10 protein-coding genes are annotated in these 17737 nt (G+C 34.3%); 4 read left to right on the plus strand and 6 right to left on the minus strand.

What is annotated here, in order from left to right; all coding sequences use genetic code 11:
- Nucleotides 1-270 precede the first annotated feature (270 nt).
- From CYAN10605_RS09650 to CYAN10605_RS09660, 3 genes are all read left to right on the plus strand, one after another.
- Nucleotides 271-4233: a class I SAM-dependent DNA methyltransferase gene (locus CYAN10605_RS09650; protein ID WP_015219751.1), complete on the plus strand. Its 3963-nt coding sequence runs from the start codon at nt 271-273 to the stop codon at nt 4231-4233.
- A gap of 130 nt (nt 4234-4363) precedes the next feature.
- Nucleotides 4364-5137 (plus strand): ABC transporter permease, encoded by a 774-nt coding sequence (locus tag CYAN10605_RS09655; protein ID WP_015219752.1) that lies wholly within the window; start codon nt 4364-4366, stop codon nt 5135-5137.
- 110 nt (nt 5138-5247) lie between these two features.
- Complete coding sequence (locus CYAN10605_RS09660; protein ID WP_015219753.1) at nt 5248-6510, plus strand: sensor histidine kinase; 1263 nt, start codon at nt 5248-5250, stop codon at nt 6508-6510.
- Between the two features lie 219 nt (nt 6511-6729).
- Here the strand turns inward: CYAN10605_RS09660 and CYAN10605_RS09665 are convergent, their stop codons facing one another.
- Nucleotides 6730-7896: an ABC transporter permease subunit gene (locus tag CYAN10605_RS09665; RefSeq protein ID WP_015219754.1), complete on the minus strand. Its 1167-nt coding sequence runs from the start codon at nt 7894-7896 to the stop codon at nt 6730-6732.
- A gap of 100 nt (nt 7897-7996) precedes the next feature.
- On the opposite strand from CYAN10605_RS09665, the gene ygfZ reads away from it, so the two are divergent.
- Nucleotides 7997-9052, plus strand: a complete 1056-nt coding sequence (gene ygfZ / locus CYAN10605_RS09670; protein WP_190274997.1) for a CAF17-like 4Fe-4S cluster assembly/insertion protein YgfZ — start codon at nt 7997-7999, stop codon at nt 9050-9052.
- Between the two features lie 449 nt (nt 9053-9501).
- Here ygfZ and rne read toward each other — a convergent pair whose 3' ends face one another.
- The 5 genes from rne to trpE all read right to left on the minus strand — a co-directional run bounded on the left by rne (nt 9502) and on the right by trpE (nt 17659).
- On the minus strand, nt 9502-11556 hold the full coding sequence (gene rne / locus CYAN10605_RS09675; protein WP_015219756.1) for a ribonuclease E: 2055 nt from the start codon (nt 11554-11556) through the stop codon (nt 9502-9504).
- A 1303-nt stretch (nt 11557-12859) separates the two neighbouring features.
- A complete protein-coding gene (locus CYAN10605_RS09680; RefSeq protein ID WP_015219758.1) occupies nt 12860-13288 on the minus strand; it encodes a YraN family protein in 429 nt (142 codons plus the stop codon).
- A 181-nt stretch (nt 13289-13469) separates the two neighbouring features.
- Entirely contained in the window at nt 13470-15191 is a 1722-nt protein-coding gene (locus CYAN10605_RS09685; RefSeq protein ID WP_015219759.1) for a diflavin flavoprotein, read from the minus strand.
- Nucleotides 15192-15302: 111 nt separating this feature from the next.
- Nucleotides 15303-15941: a beta-carboxysome protein CcmP gene (ccmP, locus tag CYAN10605_RS09690; protein ID WP_015219760.1), complete on the minus strand. Its 639-nt coding sequence runs from the start codon at nt 15939-15941 to the stop codon at nt 15303-15305.
- 185 nt (nt 15942-16126) lie between these two features.
- Entirely contained in the window at nt 16127-17659 is a 1533-nt protein-coding gene (gene trpE, locus CYAN10605_RS09695; RefSeq protein WP_015219761.1) for an anthranilate synthase component I, read from the minus strand.
- Nucleotides 17660-17737 lie beyond the last annotated feature (78 nt).

Here is a 17737-nt window from a genome sequence, read left to right on the forward strand (position 1 = left end):
CAACTATTGCTTAACTAAACTTAACATAATTCTCATTTTGATGACAATTCGGTATTTACACCAAGGAGATTAAATGGGTTCGGAGTTAGTTAGGGGCGAATGGCCATTCACCCGTACAGGAGTTCGGGGTTAAAATTAAATGGGGATTTTTGCACCGTATTTCGGGCATAAGACCCCAATTTTTGGAAATAGCTACGGTGTATTTGTGCAAGATGTGAGTTATATATTACAATTAGATTGATAGTTGAAATCCTCACCCATGATTAATCAATGAAAACGATTCTTCATAGTCTGAATAAAGCCTTTTTAAAAGTTAAGCCCTCACGACAAGAAATTAATCAATTCAAACAGAATTTACAAGAATTATACACTCAAATCAACACTAATTTAAGCGAAACAGAAGAATATCATAAAAACAATTTAGCTAACTTTTTTAAACAGACTTATTACCATCCTAACTATTATATAAATACTAAGGAAAGCCATGATCTAGTTATTTATAATGGTAAAAATGCCAAATCATCTGTAGGGGTAATTATCGAAACTAAAAGCCCCACTAACAGCCAAGAAATGATTAATGAGCAGAAGTTTAATAGTAAATCATTACAGCAACTTCTTTTTTACTATTTACAGGAAAGAGTTATTAATAAAAACCTAGAATTAAAGCATTTAATTATTACTAACTCTCTTGATTTTTATGTTTTCCCTGCCACTTTATTTGAAAAATTATTTTATCAAGATAAAAAACTTATTAAATTATTTGATGATTTTAATAACAAATTATTATCTAGTAGTAATCGTAATTTTTTCTATCAAGAAATTGCTAAAACTACTATTAATAAGGTAGAAAATGAGTTAAAAGATAACTGTATTCATTTTACTTTAAATAATTTCTATAAAAAAGAAGATGAAAAAGAGTTAATTATTTTATATAAATTTTTCTCTCCTCAACACCTTTTAAAACAACCTTTTGCCAACGATAGTAATAGTTTAGATCAAGGTTTTTACAGCGAATTATTACACATTATTGGATTAGCAGAAGTTAAACAGGGAAGCAAGAAAATTATTCAAAGATTACCCGAAAATCAACGGCACTCCGCTTCATTGTTAGAAAATACTATCAATCAGTTAGATATTAGCGAAAAAGTCCATTATCTGCAAAATCCTGAAGAATACGGCGAAAATTATCAACAAAGACTCTTTAATATCGCTTTAGAATTAGTTATTACATGGGTTAACCGCATTTTATTTCTTAAACTTCTTGAGGCGCAACTAATTCGCTATAACTCCCCTCTAACCCCTCTTTTACCCTCACCCCCAACCCCTCTCCCAAAGGCGAGGAGAGACTTTAGTAACGATGAGTTAAGGGGATTTAATTTTCTTAATAGCAAAATAATCACTAATTTTCACGAGTTAGAATGTCTCTTTTTTCAAGTATTAGCAAAACAAAATCACGAAAGAAAAGCAGATATTCAAGCTAAATTTAACCATATTCCTTATCTTAATAGTTCACTTTTTGAAGTAACAGTTATTGAAAGACAAACTATTGGTATTAGTAGCCTTAATTATCAGATAGAATTAGATTTATATTCCCATACGGTTTTAAAAGATAGTCAAGGAAAACCTCTTACTCAACCGCAAAAAACCCTTGATTATTTATTTAACTTTCTTTCTGCCTATGATTTTAGTAGTGAGGGCAGTTTAGAAATTCAAGAAGATAATAAAACTCTCATTAATGCCTCGGTATTGGGGTTAATCTTTGAGAAAATTAACGGTTATCAAGATGGTTCTTATTTTACCCCTGGTTTCATTACTATGTATATGTGTCGGGAAACTATTCGCCGTGCTATTGTCAATAAGTTTAATCAAGTTAAAGGATGGAATTGTCAAAATATTGATGATTTGTATGAAAAAATAGAGGATAAACAAGAAGCTAACCAGATTATTAATAGTATCAAAATATGCGATCCTGCGGTGGGTAGTGGACATTTTTTAGTTTCGGCTTTAAATGAAATTATCGCCCTCAAGAGTGAATTGAATATTTTGCTTGATAGGCAAGGAAAAACCATCAAAAAAACTGATTATTTTGTCACGGTGGAAAATGATGAATTAATAGTAACTGATGAAGATAATAAACCTTTTGCTTATAATCCTAAAAATCGAGAATCAAGACGGATTCAAGAGGCTTTATTTCACGAAAAGCAAGTGATTATTGAAAATTGCTTATTTGGGGTAGATATAAATATTAATTCGGTGAAAATATGCCGTTTGCGTCTTTGGATTGAGTTGTTAAAAAATGCCTATTATATTATTCCTGACAATGGGGTTTTATCCTCATCCCTAACTCCTCTCTCACAGGAGAATTTACCCTCACCCCTAGCCCCTCTCCCGCAGGAGAGGGGAATAAGAGGCGGTGGTTTTTCTTTTTTTCCTCTGCAAACTTTACCGAATATCGATATTAATATTAAGTGTGGTAATTCTTTAATTAGTCGTTTTGATTTAAAGGATAGTATCTCCTCACCGAAGGTAAAGCGTCAAATTGCTGAATATAAGGAGGCGGTGAAAGCCTATCGCAACCCTGAGAGTAAGCAGGAAAAACAAAGAGTTGAAAGGGTAATCAATGAAATTAAGGCAAGTCTTAGCAGTGAGATTACGGGAGTTGATGCTATTTCTACTCGTTTACGGCAGTTGGAAGGGGAGTTAAATGGTTTAGTGAATCAAACTTCTTTGTTTGCGGAAACGGCGAAGGAAAAAAAGGCAAGGGAGAAAAAACAAAAACAGTTAGAAAAAGAGATTAATAAATTACGGTTGGAGAGAGAAGATAAAAGGGATAATCGTATTTATCAAAATGGTTTTGAGTGGCGTTTTGAGTTTCCCGAAATTCTCGATGACAATGGGGATTTTCTTGGTTTTGACATCATCATCGGTAATCCCCCCTATATTCGTCAAGAGGAATTTTCTGCATTAAAGCCTATTTTAAAAAGTAAATATCAAATTTATCATTCTATTGCTGATTTGCTTACTTATTTTGTGGAATTAGGTTTTAATTTGCTTAAAGTTAACGGTGTTTTTCAGTTTATCATTTCTAACAAGTTTACTCGTGCTAATTATGGGCAAAAAATGCGTCAATTTTTATTAGATAATACTGCTTTAACTCATTTTATTGATTTTAGTGGTTTATCAGTGTTCGAGGAAGCGACGGTAGATGCTTGTATTGTGGGTTTTGTGAAAAATAAAATTAATAATCATCATTTTCTATACGGCAATTTTGCCAGTTATCATCTCAATATTAATAATTTTAGGCAATGTTTAGCAGAGGTTAAGCGAGATTTTTTACAAAGCAATTTAACTATAGATAGTTGGAGTTTTGAATCTTCAGAAGTATTAAGAATTAAAAGAAAAGTTGAAAGTCAAGGCACACCTTTAAAAAACTGGGATATTACTATCAATTATGGTATTAAAACTGGTTATAATGAAGCGTTTATTATTGATGGTAAAACAAGGGAAAATTTAATTAATCAAGATAGTAAATCAGCCGAGATAATGAAGCCTTTATTGCGTGGTAGGGATATTCAAAAATACTATCCTAATTTCCAAGATTTATGGTTAATTTATATTCCTTGGCATTTTCCTTTACATAAAGATAACTCAATCAAAGGTGTTTCTACAATATCTGAAAATCAATTTAAAAATGAATATTCAGCCATTTATAATCATCTTTTACAATTTAAAGATAAACTTTCACAAAGAAACAAATCTGAAACTGGTATCAGATACGAATGGTATGCTTTACAGAGATTTGCTTCTAATTATTGGGAAGATTTTGAGAAACCTAAAATAATGTATCCTGAGTTTTCATCAAGAAGTAGTTTTTGTTGGGATAATAATAAATTTTACACATTAGATACTTGTTGGATTTTAAATGGTGGTAATTATTATTTATTAGGATTATTAAATTCTAGTTTAATTTGGTTTTATCTTAAAACTATTGTTTCTGTTTTAGGTAGTCAGGCATTTAGAATGAAAAAAATTTATTTAGAGGAATTACCGATAAAAAAAATAAGTGAAAGAGAAGAAAAAACATTTATGGAAATAGTGGAAAAAATATTAGAGAAAAAGAAAGAAAATCCTGAAGCAGATACAGAAAAATTAGAGAGAAAGATAGATGAAATGGTTTATAAGTTGTATGGGTTGACGGCGGAAGAGATTGCCATAGTTGAGGGTGGTTTGTAGGTTAATTTTCCCTCACCCCCAACCCCTCTCCCATAGGCGAGGGGCGTTTTTTTGTTAAAATTGCTTTATGGTATTCCTTAAAGGATTGCTATTTAAAGTATTTTATTATTGATGAGAGAATGAACTAATCATGAATATAAGCCGTATTTTTGCGATCGCAACTAATGGTTTTCGTGAAGTAATTAGAGATCGTATTTTATATGTTATCGGTTTGTTTGTCCTCATTTTGGTGTTAGCGTCTCGCATTCTTCCCCCCATTGCTGTTAGTGCGGATGAAAAAATTTTCCTTGATTTAGGTATCGGTGGTATCAGTTTATTAGGTGCGATCGTAGCTATCTTTGTAGGTACTGGATTAATTAATAAGGAGATTGAGAAAAAAACTGTTTTAATTCTTGTGCCTAAGCCCATAACGAATACAGAATTTATTGTCGGAAAACACTTAGGTTTATCTACGGTGCTTTTGGTGTTAGTTGCTGTAATGACAATTACTTATTTCGCTCTTATGGCAATGTTAGGTATTGCTTTCCCTTTAGTTAGTCTTTTGGTTGCGATCGCATTTATTTTACTAGAATTAGCCCTATTAACTGCAGTAGCCATGACTTTTGGGGTTTTTACTAGCTCGATTTTAGCAACTCTCCTCAGTTTTGGGGTCTATATTATGGGACATTTGAGCCGAGATCTATTAGAATTAGGTAGAATCACTGAGAATCCCAGCATTGAAAAAATTACAAAAGCATTGTTTTTAATCTTACCAGATCTGGAGAGACTCAATTTAAAAAATGAGGCTGTTTATAACATTTTGCCTTCTACAGGAGAACTATTAAGTAGTGTTGTTTACGCAATTTTATATATTGTTTTGCTGTTAACAATTAGTATTTTAATTTTTTCTCGGAGGCAGTTTTAAACAGTAATGAAGGTTAGAACCTAGAAAAAACTAGGAGTGTAGATGTATAAATTATATACTTCGTTTAACCATTTACCTTAGATGTTTAACTGAATAAATCATGGAAAATTATGTCCTATAATATTGTCGTAGAAGATAATGATGTCATAGATAACAATCAAAATTTAGATAAAAATAATTCCCTACTATTCTTGCTAGAAACAGCAGAAAATTTAGAAGATTTTTGCAACTCCTGTGTAAATTTTATTTCTGAATTAATTGAAGTAAAAAATATTATTGTTTGTCAACAATTAGCAGAAAACGAAGATGAGATAGAAATTATATATGATCGAATATTAATGGGAGAAAGAGAAAATAAATTAGAAGTTATCAAAAAAAGAATTAAAGATGAATTAATTTTAAATTCAAATTATAGTTGTTACAGCAATTTTCCCAAAAATGAGGTGCAGAAAAATCGTGAAAATATATACATTATTCCCTTAATTTTTAAAAAGTATCATCTGGGTTATTTATACATAGAGACTGAATCCAATAAAAAATTTTTAAAAAACAAAATAAAAGAAATTGATACTATTGCTAAATATATTACCTTATATCTTTATAATCAAACCCTTGAAGAAAAACAAGAAACCCTAAAAAAAGAAGAAGAAAGGCTCAAAGAAAATCACAGAAATCAGAGTCAATATATCTCCCACATGAATCATGAATTAAGAACTCCCATCGCCGCAGTAATTGGATTTGCAAAAATGTTACAGCAAAGATTATATGGAGATTTAAACCCAAAACAAGCTCAATATATAGATGCAATTTATCAGTCGGGAACATATCTCTTAGAATTAATTAGTGATTTGCTAGACATCAGTAAAATACAAGCAGAAAAAGAAGAATTATTTATTGAACAAATATTAGTATATGAGCTTTGTGAATCATCTTTAGCACTGATAAAAACTAAGGCTGATGAAAAAAATTTAAACTTAAATTTGGAAATAAGTTCAGATATTAGTTATTGTTTTGCAGATCAAAGACGTATAAAACAAATATTAGTTAATCTTCTTTCCAATGCTGTAAAATTCACCGAAAAAGGCTCTGTAACTCTTGAAGTTACTAAAGAAAAAAATAATCTAATTTTTCAAATTATTGATACAGGTATTGGCATAGATAAAGAATCTCAAAGTAAATTATTTAAACCTTTCTCTCAATTACAAACTCATCTGCAAAAAAAACATAGAGGTAGCGGTTTAGGGTTAGTAATTTCTCGTGAATTAGCAAGGCTTCATGGGGGGGATATTACTCTAACATCAGAAAAAAATCAGGGGAGTTGTTTTACTTTTTATTTACCGATGAATCTTAAGCCCTCAGTGATAGAAGAATGAGGCAAATAGTGAATAGTGAATAGTGAATAGTTGAAAATTAAGAATTAAGAATTAAGAATTAAAAACCCTTAACTCATTACCCCTTACTCATTACTCATTACTTGTTTCTCCCTCTCCCCTCATCTCCTCATCACCCTAGCACCTGCAACCTGCAACCTGCAACCTGCAACCTGCAACCTGAAACCTAATAAAACTCTAAATTAATTGCGTAACGTCAGCTTATAATTCTGCGGTGCGTCCTTTTTGAGGGAAAATACCAGAGGGTTTAACTTGCAGAAAACCAATAATAATTACGAAAACAAGAACTTTCGCCATACTTGTGGTTGCAAAAAAGTTGACGATGTCTAATAAAGGAGTTAAGGATTCTTGAGACATAATTATTAAACCAAGAGTGCCAGAACCGACAATATAACTAACAGTGCCAATGGCAAAGGCGGCGATGATTGAACCTAAAAGATTACCAACTCCTCCTACTACCACCACCATAAACGCATCAACAATATAGTTTTGTCCTGTGTTTGGTCCCACTGAGCCTAAAAGGCTGATGGCGACTCCTGCAATCCCTGCTAAACCTGAACCGAGGGCGAAGGTAAGAGCGTCAACGGTAGCGGTGGGAATACCTAAACAAGAACTCATGGTACGGTTTTGGGTAACAGCACGAATTTTTAAGCCCCAGTCTGTGACATTTAAAAACCAATATACTCCTGCTAAACAAAGTAAGGTTAAAACGATAATAAAAATACGGGCAGTGGGAAATTGAAAGTCTCCTAAAGGTATTCCTCCTCTTAACCATTCTGGGGCGGTTACATCCACGTTTCTGGCACTAAACCAGGGAGTTGTTAGGGATTTATTTTGAGATTGATTGATTAAAATTCCTGTGGTAATTGCGATCGCACCTGTGAGAGGTAAGGTAATATAAAGGAAAAGGTTGCGAATTTGTAACCAATTTTGACGGCGGGAAAAGAAAAACATCGCCCCGAAAAAGAGAAGGGAAAAAATAGTTAAACCGATAGCCATTGAGCCGTTAACGCTACGCACAAATTGACGCAGAATTAAACTAACTCCCCATGTTGCTAAAAGGGTTTCTAAAGGTCTGCCATAGAGAAATTTTATGACTCCTTTTTCTAAAATTAGTCCTGCTAATGCTGTAACGATAAAAGCAACGGGAATGGCAACGATAATATACCAATCGAAAAAAGGTTCACCTAAAGGCTTAAATATATTCTGGATCACAAAGGTGGTATAAGCACCAATCATCATTAATTCACCGTGAGCGAGATTAATTACCCCCATCAAACCGAAAACAATCGCTAACCCTAAAGCGGCGATGAGCAAGACTGAGCCAATGCTAATACCATTTAAAATAGCTTCAATTAAAGGTAACATTTTTATATCAATTATGATTTATGGCATTAATTATGCTCATGAAAGAAGATTATATTTAGTATCATTGATCACAAGTTTTCATTGGCTTGACCATAATATTATGAATAAATTAAAGGAATTACAGATACAATCAGGGGCAGTTTTTGCAGAAAATCTTGAAGTACCATTGACTTTTAACAATCAAAATTTTTCCCTTTCTCAATGGGAAGATAACATTTTTTTGTGCGATCGCAGTGATTGGGGTTTATTAAAAGTTACAGGATGCGATCGTCTTAGGTTTTTACATAATCAAAGCACAAATGATATTCAATCTTTAAAATCTGGGCAAGGATGTGATACAGTTTTTGTCAATTCTACTGGTAGAAATATCGATTTAGTTAGTGTTTACTTTAAAGAGGAAGAAGTTTTATTATTAACATCACCAAATCAAAATCAGAAATTATACCAATGGATGGATCGTTATATATTTCCTTTTGATAAAGTAGAATTAAAGGATATTTCCTCAGATTATAAAATATTTACAATATTCGGTAATAACAGTCAAGAATTATTAAGTAATTGGGTAGATAAAGAAATATTAGAAAAGCCAGAATTTTATCACCAAAATTTAACCATAGATGGTATAGAAATTTTATTAACTGTGGGATGTAACTTAAAAATAAAAGGATATAACTTAATAGTTAACCAAGATCAAGCAGACATTATTTGGCAGAAATTAATCGAAAAAAAACCTAAATTAATAGGTAGTAAAGAATGGGAAATCCTAAGAGTATTAAGAGGCAGACCAGCCCCAGAAAAAGAATTAACAGAAGATTTTAACCCTTTAGAAACAGGCTTATGGGACTCAATTTCATTTAGTAAAGGCTGTTATATTGGACAGGAAACCATTGCTAGATTAAATACTTATAAAGGAGTTAAACAAAGACTCTGGGGTATAAAATTAAACCAAGAAATTAATCCAGACATAGAAAATACTATTTTTTTAGGAGAAGAAAAAATAGGAAGAATTACCAGTTTCATTAATTATGAAAATGAACCTTTTGCCCTTGGTTATATTCGCACCAAAGCAGGAGGAGAAGGATTACAGGTGAAAATAGGAAAAGCAGAGGGGAGAGTAATTAGTTTACCTTACGTTATTCACGAGTATAGAAATTAAGGAATAATGAGAATAGGGGGTTATGGGGGGAGGAGGTGACAGGGAGATAAGATGTCGGGTTTCAGGTTTCAGGTTTCAGGTTTTAGAAAAAAGTAATGAGTAACGAGTAACGAGTAATTATCAACTACTCACTATTCACTATTCACTACTCACTATTCACCCCAACACTATTTACCTTTGCCCCTTGCCCCTTACCCTTTGATTACCAATTCCTAGTTAACCTGAGTTTTGGATAAGCTGAAAGCAGACCAACTCGTAGTCAAAAAACCTTATAGCTTCTTAGAAATAACTTAGAAATAACGATAAAATTGCCTTAATCCGAACTGACTTAAACAAAGGGCTTAAGCCCCTTGCTAAAAACCCCTACCACCTGCTGTTCCTGCAACCTGACACCTAACACCTAACCTTATCGGATATTCTTAAACCGAACTGAGGTTAGTTAACTAAAATCAAGAATTACGAGAAGTGCGACGACGACGGGTTCTGACAACGGGGCGATCGCTCTGTGACGCCTCTTTTATAATGGCATCAGTAATAGTTTCTTCAGCAGTTTCACTATTATCACCATCAAAGACTTCTTTGGAACTTTCCTCAAAGTGGTCATCTTCCTCTAATTCTATTTGCTCATCCACTTCTCCCACTTGTACATCAATTTCTAATTCATTTACCATCGTTTCCTTCCCTTGGGGGAAAATAACCTCGGCGGCGGGAGCTACCTCGATCGCATTTTTGTCCTCATCATCAGCTATTTCTATATCCTCTTGCTGATTTTTTTCCGTGGCAGTATCTATATTTTCTATATTTTCCTGCTCCTCTGGATTACGCACATAAACTAAAACCGATTTAGGGTCTTTAAATTCTTGTTCTAAACGGAGTAAAGGAGAAACCCCCATAAAAGCATAAACATCTTGCTCCGCAGGAGTCATTTCTACTACCACTTTTTCCCACTGACTTTCATCTCTGCGTAAAGAACGAGATAATAAACTACGCTCTTTTCTTTCAGGCTTACTTTCAGTCTCTCCCCCATTACCATTACTTCCCGCTAAAATAGGCTCTTCTTTCACCCCATTTTCTCGACGACGACGACGGCGACGACTATTACCATTGTTGCTTTCTTGATAACTAGGATGATTAACTAAATCTAACTCATCATTATCGCTACTAAAATCATCAAGAGAAATAATTTTTTCATCGAGAATAGGCTTCTCTGTTTTGCTAATTTGAGGAGGTTGATAATAATTATTAGAAGTAAGACTTTCTAAATCATAATGCCCGGGGAAATGACCCACTAAGCCTAAACCACCACAATGACTACAGGGTTGACTAAATAATTCATAAATATTTTTACCCTGACGCTTACGAGTTAGTTCCACTAATCCTAATTCTGATAACTGTGCGATTTGAGGTCTAGCCTTATCGCTTTGTAAAACTCGGTTAAAATGCTCTAACAATTTTAATTTATCTCGGCGAGAATCCATATCAATGAAGTCAACCACAATCACCCCACCAATATTACGTAATTTTAACTGACGAGCAATTTCGATCGCAGCTTCAGTATTAGTCCATAAAACCGTTTCTCGGGAAGTCGCTGAATGAGTAAAAGAGCCAGAGTTAACATCAATTACCGTTAATGCTTCTGTGGGTTCAATGATAATATATCCCCCAGAAGGTAAATCAACCCTCGGTTTCAATGCTTCTTTAATGGCACTATTAACTCGGAAATAATCTAAAATAGAACGGCTATCTTGATGAGAGTCAATTAATAAACCATGAGGATTTTTACCACTTCCCCAATTATTTAACTGTTTTTTGACCCTTCTTACCGCATCATCAGAATCAACTACAATACGATTAACATCGTCACTATACATATCTCGCAAAACCCGTTGAATGAAATCATCATCTCGATTCAACAACGCAGGAGGATTTAAGGTATTCGCTTCCTGTTGGATTTTTTCCCACTGTTTTTTGAGAAACTCCAAATCCTCAATAATCGCATCTTCTCCTTTACCATCAGCTTCTGTGCGAACCAACAAACCCATCCCCGCAGGTTTCAAAAGAATAGCTAATGCTCTAAGGCGATTACGCTCATTATCATTCTTGATACGTCGAGAAAGACTAACTCCCTTTCCATAAGGCATTAACACCAAATAACGCCCCGGTAAACTAATATTACCTGTCAAACGAGGTCCTTTTGTTCCTGTAGGTTCTTTCATTACTTGAACCAATACGGATTGATGAGGAGTTAATAATTCAGTAATCGCCCCTGCACTTCTTTTTAATCGTAAAGGACCCAAATCAGTAACATGGATAAAACCATTCTTTTCCGCATCGCCTATATTGACAAAAGCCGCATCAATACCCGAAATAACATTTTCGACTGTTCCTAAATAAATATCTCCTACCTGTTGGTTTCCGGTAGCAACCACTAATTCTTGAATTTGATCTTCAGCAAATACTGCCGCTATATGATTTTTTTCTGCAATTATTATTTGTTTTGGCATTCAATTCCCTCACAAAATTTTCGCTTCTGTGTTGATAATTTTGAAAATATTTTGCTTAAATTTGTCACAATCAGATAATGTTTAGTTAACGATATAAAGCTAATAAAAAGAGTCTGACTTTCAACTGTTTTAATCACAATTAGTTATGAAAAGACAAAGTAATTATGGTAAAGAAATCAATTATTAATGTTAGTTCAATCTTAAAATTTTGCCTTGTTTTTATGTAGTCTCATGGATTAGTTTTTCTTAATTTTCTTAACTTAGGAAAGTTTTTTTATATCTCTTCATAAATTCTTGTGATTCCCAGAAAATCATTTTTTATTAACTTATCCTATCGTTTCTTTATCATTTATCAAAGAACAATGGGTTTAAAACTCAGTCTTTTAAGACGAGTAATTTTTGGTTTGTCAAGGTACTTGCAAAATCATTTTGCCCTTTGCCCATCGAACTTTGTCCTATTGACTTCAGGAATAAATAAAGTTTTTCATACTTTATATTTTCAGTTTCCTAAAAGTTGTAAAATTTAAAAAACCCGACTTTTCCATGTTCACAATTAGACTCATATCATCTTAGAATGAAAGTTTTAATCGGTGACTAATTATATCTTTATACATAATTTTAAAAAAGTAAATACTTGACTTTTCTCCTCGCAAAAATAATCAGGAGAATAGCGAATTTATTAACTAACAAGGCAATCCTAAACAGAATTTAGTAGAGAGTCCACTAATTTTGAGCTGAGACTAAAGGAATAGTAGCTATTTCTTTAATAAAAGTTAATTCTATTTCTATTGGCACTAGCATCAATCTAACGATTCTAAATTCTAAATCGCTTGAATTATCAACTATTTCTCTGATACCCATAGTGTTGCTTTATTACTAACTTCTGTTTCTGTCAATACTGCGGAAAATGCAATATATTTTGATCTTCATGAACTATAACAATTAGTTATACTTAGACAACTATCGATTAAGTTAAGATAATTGACCTTAAAATTTAGGTTTTCAATCCTTACCATGAGTGCAATTATAGCAGAAAAAGCATTGATAAACAATTGAAGATTCCTCAATGGAAAGTTAGGGGATAATCTAGTAACAAAAAAATAGGCTTTACTGATTTTGTATATGATTTCTCATTTAGATGGGGTTGGGGAAATGGGCATTCTTGCAGTAATGATAATATTTTGATGTCTCAATTTTTGGCATAATTTCAGTAAATTTCATACCATGATTAAGCAACGCCAAAAAATATATTCTAAATTCTGAATTGTCTTGTAGAATACTATTTGACGTGCAGAAGATCAGATTAAAAAGCATTTTCCAAATAATCAACCATTTCAAATTGATAGCCTTCATAGTTAAACTTTGGTCTTAAACAATTATCATTAACAGAAAATACTGTCCCAAAGTTAGTTAATTTTTTGTAAGTTAATAAAGCAATATCAAAACGACAGTTCCAATCAGTAAATATTTGATTTTTTTCTAAAAATAAACTAGCTGTTAACCAGAGTTTTTCTTGTTTTTTGTTATTAATAGAGTATAGCCCATTATCATCCCAATTTTTTATACTGCGAGTTTTAACTTCAACAAATATAATCTCTTTTAAACTTTTATTTATTACTATAAGGTCAATTTCACCCCAACGACAATGCCAATTTGATTCTATAACAGAATAACCTTTATTTATTAACCACTGGGCAATTATTTTTTCTCCTAAACTGCCTATTTTTTTCATTTCTGATTAGCTTTTAATTCTTTTTTTATTAAAAGGGCTAGGGGCAAACCCCCCTTTATCCCTCTCGAGAGGGGGGAGGGCAAAGGTGAATAACCTGAGTTTTGGATAAGCTGAAAGCATTATTTTCTCGTAGTCAGAAAACCTTTCCGAACCCCGAACTCTGAACTGAGATTACCTATTCTTAATAGTAATTACCGACTTTGCGATGATGTACGGCGGTTAATGCGTCTGATTTTGAAACTCTACCTGCTGTAACTTTACTATAAACGATCCAATGATCCCCGCAATCCATTCTACTAACGACTTGACATTCTAAGTAGGCTAAGGCATCAATGAGAATGGGTGAACCATTATTGGCTGTTTGAACTTTTACTCCTGCAAAACGATCAGCACCGGGGGGGAAACGTTTTAAAAAGTGTTTCATTAAGTTTTGATAGTTTCCTTCTTCAAGGATATTTAAAACAAAGGTATCATCTACTTGTAGTAAGGATTCGATCGCACGATCTTTAGCAACGGCAACGGTAAATCCGGGGGGTTCAAAACTAGCCTGTGTTACCCAAGAAGCTAACATAGCTCCGTTAGTTTCACCTTTTTGGGCTGTAATAATATATAAACCACCACTTATACGCCCAATGGCTTTATCTAAGTCACTATCAAGGGCTTTTCTTTGCTTAATGGTTGCTTTTTTGGTTAAAAACTGTCCTAAGTCAACTCCAGACTCTTCGCATATTTGATAAGTGGTTTCTAGGGGAGTTTCTTTAATCCGAATAGAGGCAAAGGCTTCATTTAAGCCTAAATCTCTTAGTTTAGTCCCTAAAGGATCGATAGGTTCGTCATCGCCACCATAAGACTCGTATAAGCCAAAGTATTGCTTGCTGTTAACTGTAGCTAAAATTGTGCCAACTTTGTTGTTTAAGGCTTGAGATGATAGGGGGGGCATTCCCAAGACTATTCCTGCACTAGAACTTACTATTTCGGGAATTTCTTGAATTTCTATGCCATTGAGATCGAACATTTCTACTGTAATCCCAGTTTTGGTAATTCCTTTGGCAATAGCTTGAGAGATGCGATCGCTGTATCCATAATCAGAAATATAAAATACTGCAACCGTTTTTTCCCCTTTACTTTGTTCGCTACTCCAACGGTGATAGCGATCGAGCAATTCTTTGACATTATACTTGAGAATAGGTCCGTGACCATTAGCTACAAGGTTAATTTCTCCCAATGCGTCCATTCTTTTCATGGCGGATAAAACCGAACGGGCATTTGGTGCCATCAAACACTCATAATAAAAGCGGTAGTCTGGCTCAATGTCTTGTAAATTTTCGTCGTAGAGATAATCACTACAATAGTGCATCCCAAAAGCATCACAGGTAAACATAATACCAGTACCATGATCGTAGCTAAAAATGGTGTCGGGCCAATGCAAATTAGGAGCATTAACAAATTCGATTACATGACCATTACCTAAATCGAGGCGATCGCCATTTTTGACAATCTGTTTTTTAAAATCGAGGTGAACAAATCCCTCTAAAAATTGAATGGCAACTTTAGAAGCCACTACCGTAATGTGGGGACCAATTTCTAACAAGTCTTTAACTAAGCCACTATGATCAGGTTCAGTGTGGGAAATAATCAGATAATCAAGATCTTGGGGATTAATAACCTGATTTAATGCGTCAAAGTATAACTGTTTAAATTTAAGATGAGAGGTATCAACTAAAGCCTTTTTTTCTGACTCGATAATATAGGAATTATAAGTTGTGCCGTTTTGCAAACCAAATTCAATATCAAAGCGATCACGATCCCAATCTAAAGAACGAATTGCGGTAGTATCCTTAGCAATAATATCAATTTGCGTAGTTAAACGATGAGAGGTTTTTTGAACGGTGGTCGCTACCATAAATTAAATCCTCTTTAATAGTAATTTTTTATCTTATTAAACCATTATAGGTTTGTCTTAACTTATCTGAGGATGAGGATTATTTATAATTCCCATAAACAAAGAGTTTTTTTATTCATTTATTTTTGAAACACTTACTCTCCCACCGATATTTGCGATCGCATCTAAAGCCGCCGCCGCCCCTGCCTTAATATCCCTTTCAGCACCTCCTAAATAAAGTCGTCCAAAACTACCCACCGCCTGAACCGTCAAAATATTAATCAACGCCGCCTTCTCCGCTTCGTTTGCCGCCAATGCCGCATAAGCGGCTGGTTTAACTTCCAACACATAAAGAGTTTCTCCTGCTAACAACATTTGTCCTCGACGATTACGATTAATGATTTGGGCTTGATAAGGGTCAATATTGCGAATAATTTGGCTAGAAACCACCTCTGGTTTAAGAGAATCTTTTTCACTCACACCTAAAGCATCTAAAATCGCCATTCCAGCCGTTTTCACTTCCCCTTGATTACTAGAATGAATCTCCAATAAACCATAAAGACGTTCCACAAATTGAACTCCCGGTCTGACTACAGCAGACTTCAAAGCCACATCAGTAATTCGATTTATTTCAATTCCGGGGGATATTTCAATCCATAAAGAAGCATCACCGGGTAAAGGTAAAAATCCTAGAGCAACCGTACCTATATAGGAAGCGTGTTGAGGTTGTAATCGATCGAGATAGACATAGCTTCGGAGTTCAACACCCATGTTAAAAATGACAATTGAGTTAACAAGAATCAATTATTAATGATTCTCTGAGTTTAAGCAACCTGAATCATTATTTGGGTTCGGAGTTATGAAATAAATTTCAGGTGTCAGGTATCAGGTGTCAGGTATCAGGTGTCAGGTTTAAAGTCACAAAAATTTGCCCTTTTTTTATTACGAATTTTCACTTAGCTTAAGCTACTAATCGCCTCTAGCAAACCTCTAGCTTTATTCAAAGTTTCTTGATACTCCTTGTCTGGATCTGAGTCAGCGACTAAGCCTGCTCCAGCTTGAACGGATACCAAGTGATTTTCCGTCCCAGAAAGGGTTTCCACAACCATCGTTCTAATTGTGATAGCAGTATTTAACTGTCCTTCAAAATCATAGTAACCATAAACCCCAGAATAAGGTCCCCTCCTTTCGGGTTCAAGTTCATTAATAATTTCCATTGCTCGAATTTTAGGCGCTCCACTTACTGTACCTGCGGGGAAAGCCGCCTTTAGTAAATCCCATGCACAGTAATCCCCTGCTAACTCCCCCACAACATTACTAACTATGTGCATTACGTGGGAATAACGTTCAATAACCATCAATTCATCGACTTCCACGCTTCCTTTTACACAGACCCTGCCTAAGTCATTTCTGCCTAAATCTACTAACATGACGTGTTCTGCCCTTTCTTTGGGATCATTGAGTAAGTCTTGGGCTAAAAATTGGTCTTCTTGATAGTTTCTGCCCCTTGGACGTGTTCCTGCAATGGGACGGACTACGGCTTTGGTTTTACCATCATTAGTTTTTTCTGCTTTAACCATTACTTCAGGAGAAGAGCCGATTAACTGCCATCCGTGAAAGTTATAGTAAGCCATATAAGGGGAAGGGTTAATCAAACGTAAAGAGCGATACAACTCAAAAGGATGACCTTGATAATGAGATTGTAATTTCTGAGAAATGACTACTTGAAAAATATCTCCTGCTTTAATGTATTCTTTAGCTTTTTCCACATTGGCACAAAATGCCTCTTTGCTGGTGTTGCTTTTGTATTGAATGCGATGATTTTTTTGAGTTTTTGGCGGGGGGTTAAATTCAAGGGGTTTTGCGGATACAGGTAAAGGTAATTGTAGCTTTAAAACTAATTTAGAAATTTTGTCACAAGCCTGATTGTAGATTTCTTCTAGGCTTAAATGCTCCTGTCTTAAATCTGCATATGCGATCGCCCATATTTTTCTTTTAACTTGATCAAAAATCAATAAATTATCTACCTGCATCCAAATACCATCGGGTAAACTTTCCGCAGAGGCAGGATAAACGTTGACTCGTGGTTCAATCCAAGAAATTAACTCATAACCCCAATAGCCAAATAGTCCGCCAATACCGGGGGGCAACTCTGGTAATTTAACAGGTTTAATAGTTTCTAAACATTGAGAGAGGATGTTAAAGGGATTTCCTGAAAAAGTTTCGATTTTACCGTCACGATGAACTTGTTTGGTCTGATTTCCCCTTGCTTCTAGTATCCAAACCGGATCACAACCTAAAAAGCTATATCTTCCTAAATTTTCCCCACCTTCTACTGACTCTAACAAGAAACTATGGGGCTGGTCTGCACAAACTTTATACCAAGCAGAAACAGGGGTTTCTAAATCCGCTACCAATTCTCGATAAACAGGAATAAAATTTCCCTGATGAACAAGGTTAGAAAATGCAGAAAAATCGGGAAAAATCATGGGTTATAAACATCAATCACATTACGAGTATAAAAATAATTCTACCCTAAATGTTGCATGGTCTTGGATTTGTCGAGG

Source organism: Cyanobacterium aponinum PCC 10605, from assembly GCF_000317675.1.
Taxonomy (GTDB): Bacteria; Cyanobacteriota; Cyanobacteriia; order Cyanobacteriales; family Cyanobacteriaceae; genus PCC-10605.

Coding starts and splice junctions, on each gene's coding strand:
- CYAN10605_RS09650 (WP_015219751.1), top strand. CDS start 271: ATGAAAACGATTCTTCATAGTCTGAATAAAGCCTTTTTAAAAGTTAAG.
- CYAN10605_RS09655 (WP_015219752.1), top strand. CDS start 4,364: ATGAATATAAGCCGTATTTTTGCGATCGCAACTAATGGTTTTCGTGAA.
- CYAN10605_RS09660 (WP_015219753.1), top strand. CDS start 5,248: ATGTCCTATAATATTGTCGTAGAAGATAATGATGTCATAGATAACAAT.
- CYAN10605_RS09665 (WP_015219754.1), bottom strand. CDS start 7,896: ATGTTACCTTTAATTGAAGCTATTTTAAATGGTATTAGCATTGGCTCA.
- ygfZ (WP_190274997.1), top strand. CDS start 7,997: ATGAATAAATTAAAGGAATTACAGATACAATCAGGGGCAGTTTTTGCA.
- rne (WP_015219756.1), bottom strand. CDS start 11,556: ATGCCAAAACAAATAATAATTGCAGAAAAAAATCATATAGCGGCAGTA.
- CYAN10605_RS09680 (WP_015219758.1), bottom strand. CDS start 13,288: ATGAAAAAAATAGGCAGTTTAGGAGAAAAAATAATTGCCCAGTGGTTA.
- CYAN10605_RS09685 (WP_015219759.1), bottom strand. CDS start 15,191: ATGGTAGCGACCACCGTTCAAAAAACCTCTCATCGTTTAACTACGCAA.
- ccmP (WP_015219760.1), bottom strand. CDS start 15,941: ATGGGTGTTGAACTCCGAAGCTATGTCTATCTCGATCGATTACAACCT.
- trpE (WP_015219761.1), bottom strand. CDS start 17,659: ATGATTTTTCCCGATTTTTCTGCATTTTCTAACCTTGTTCATCAGGGA.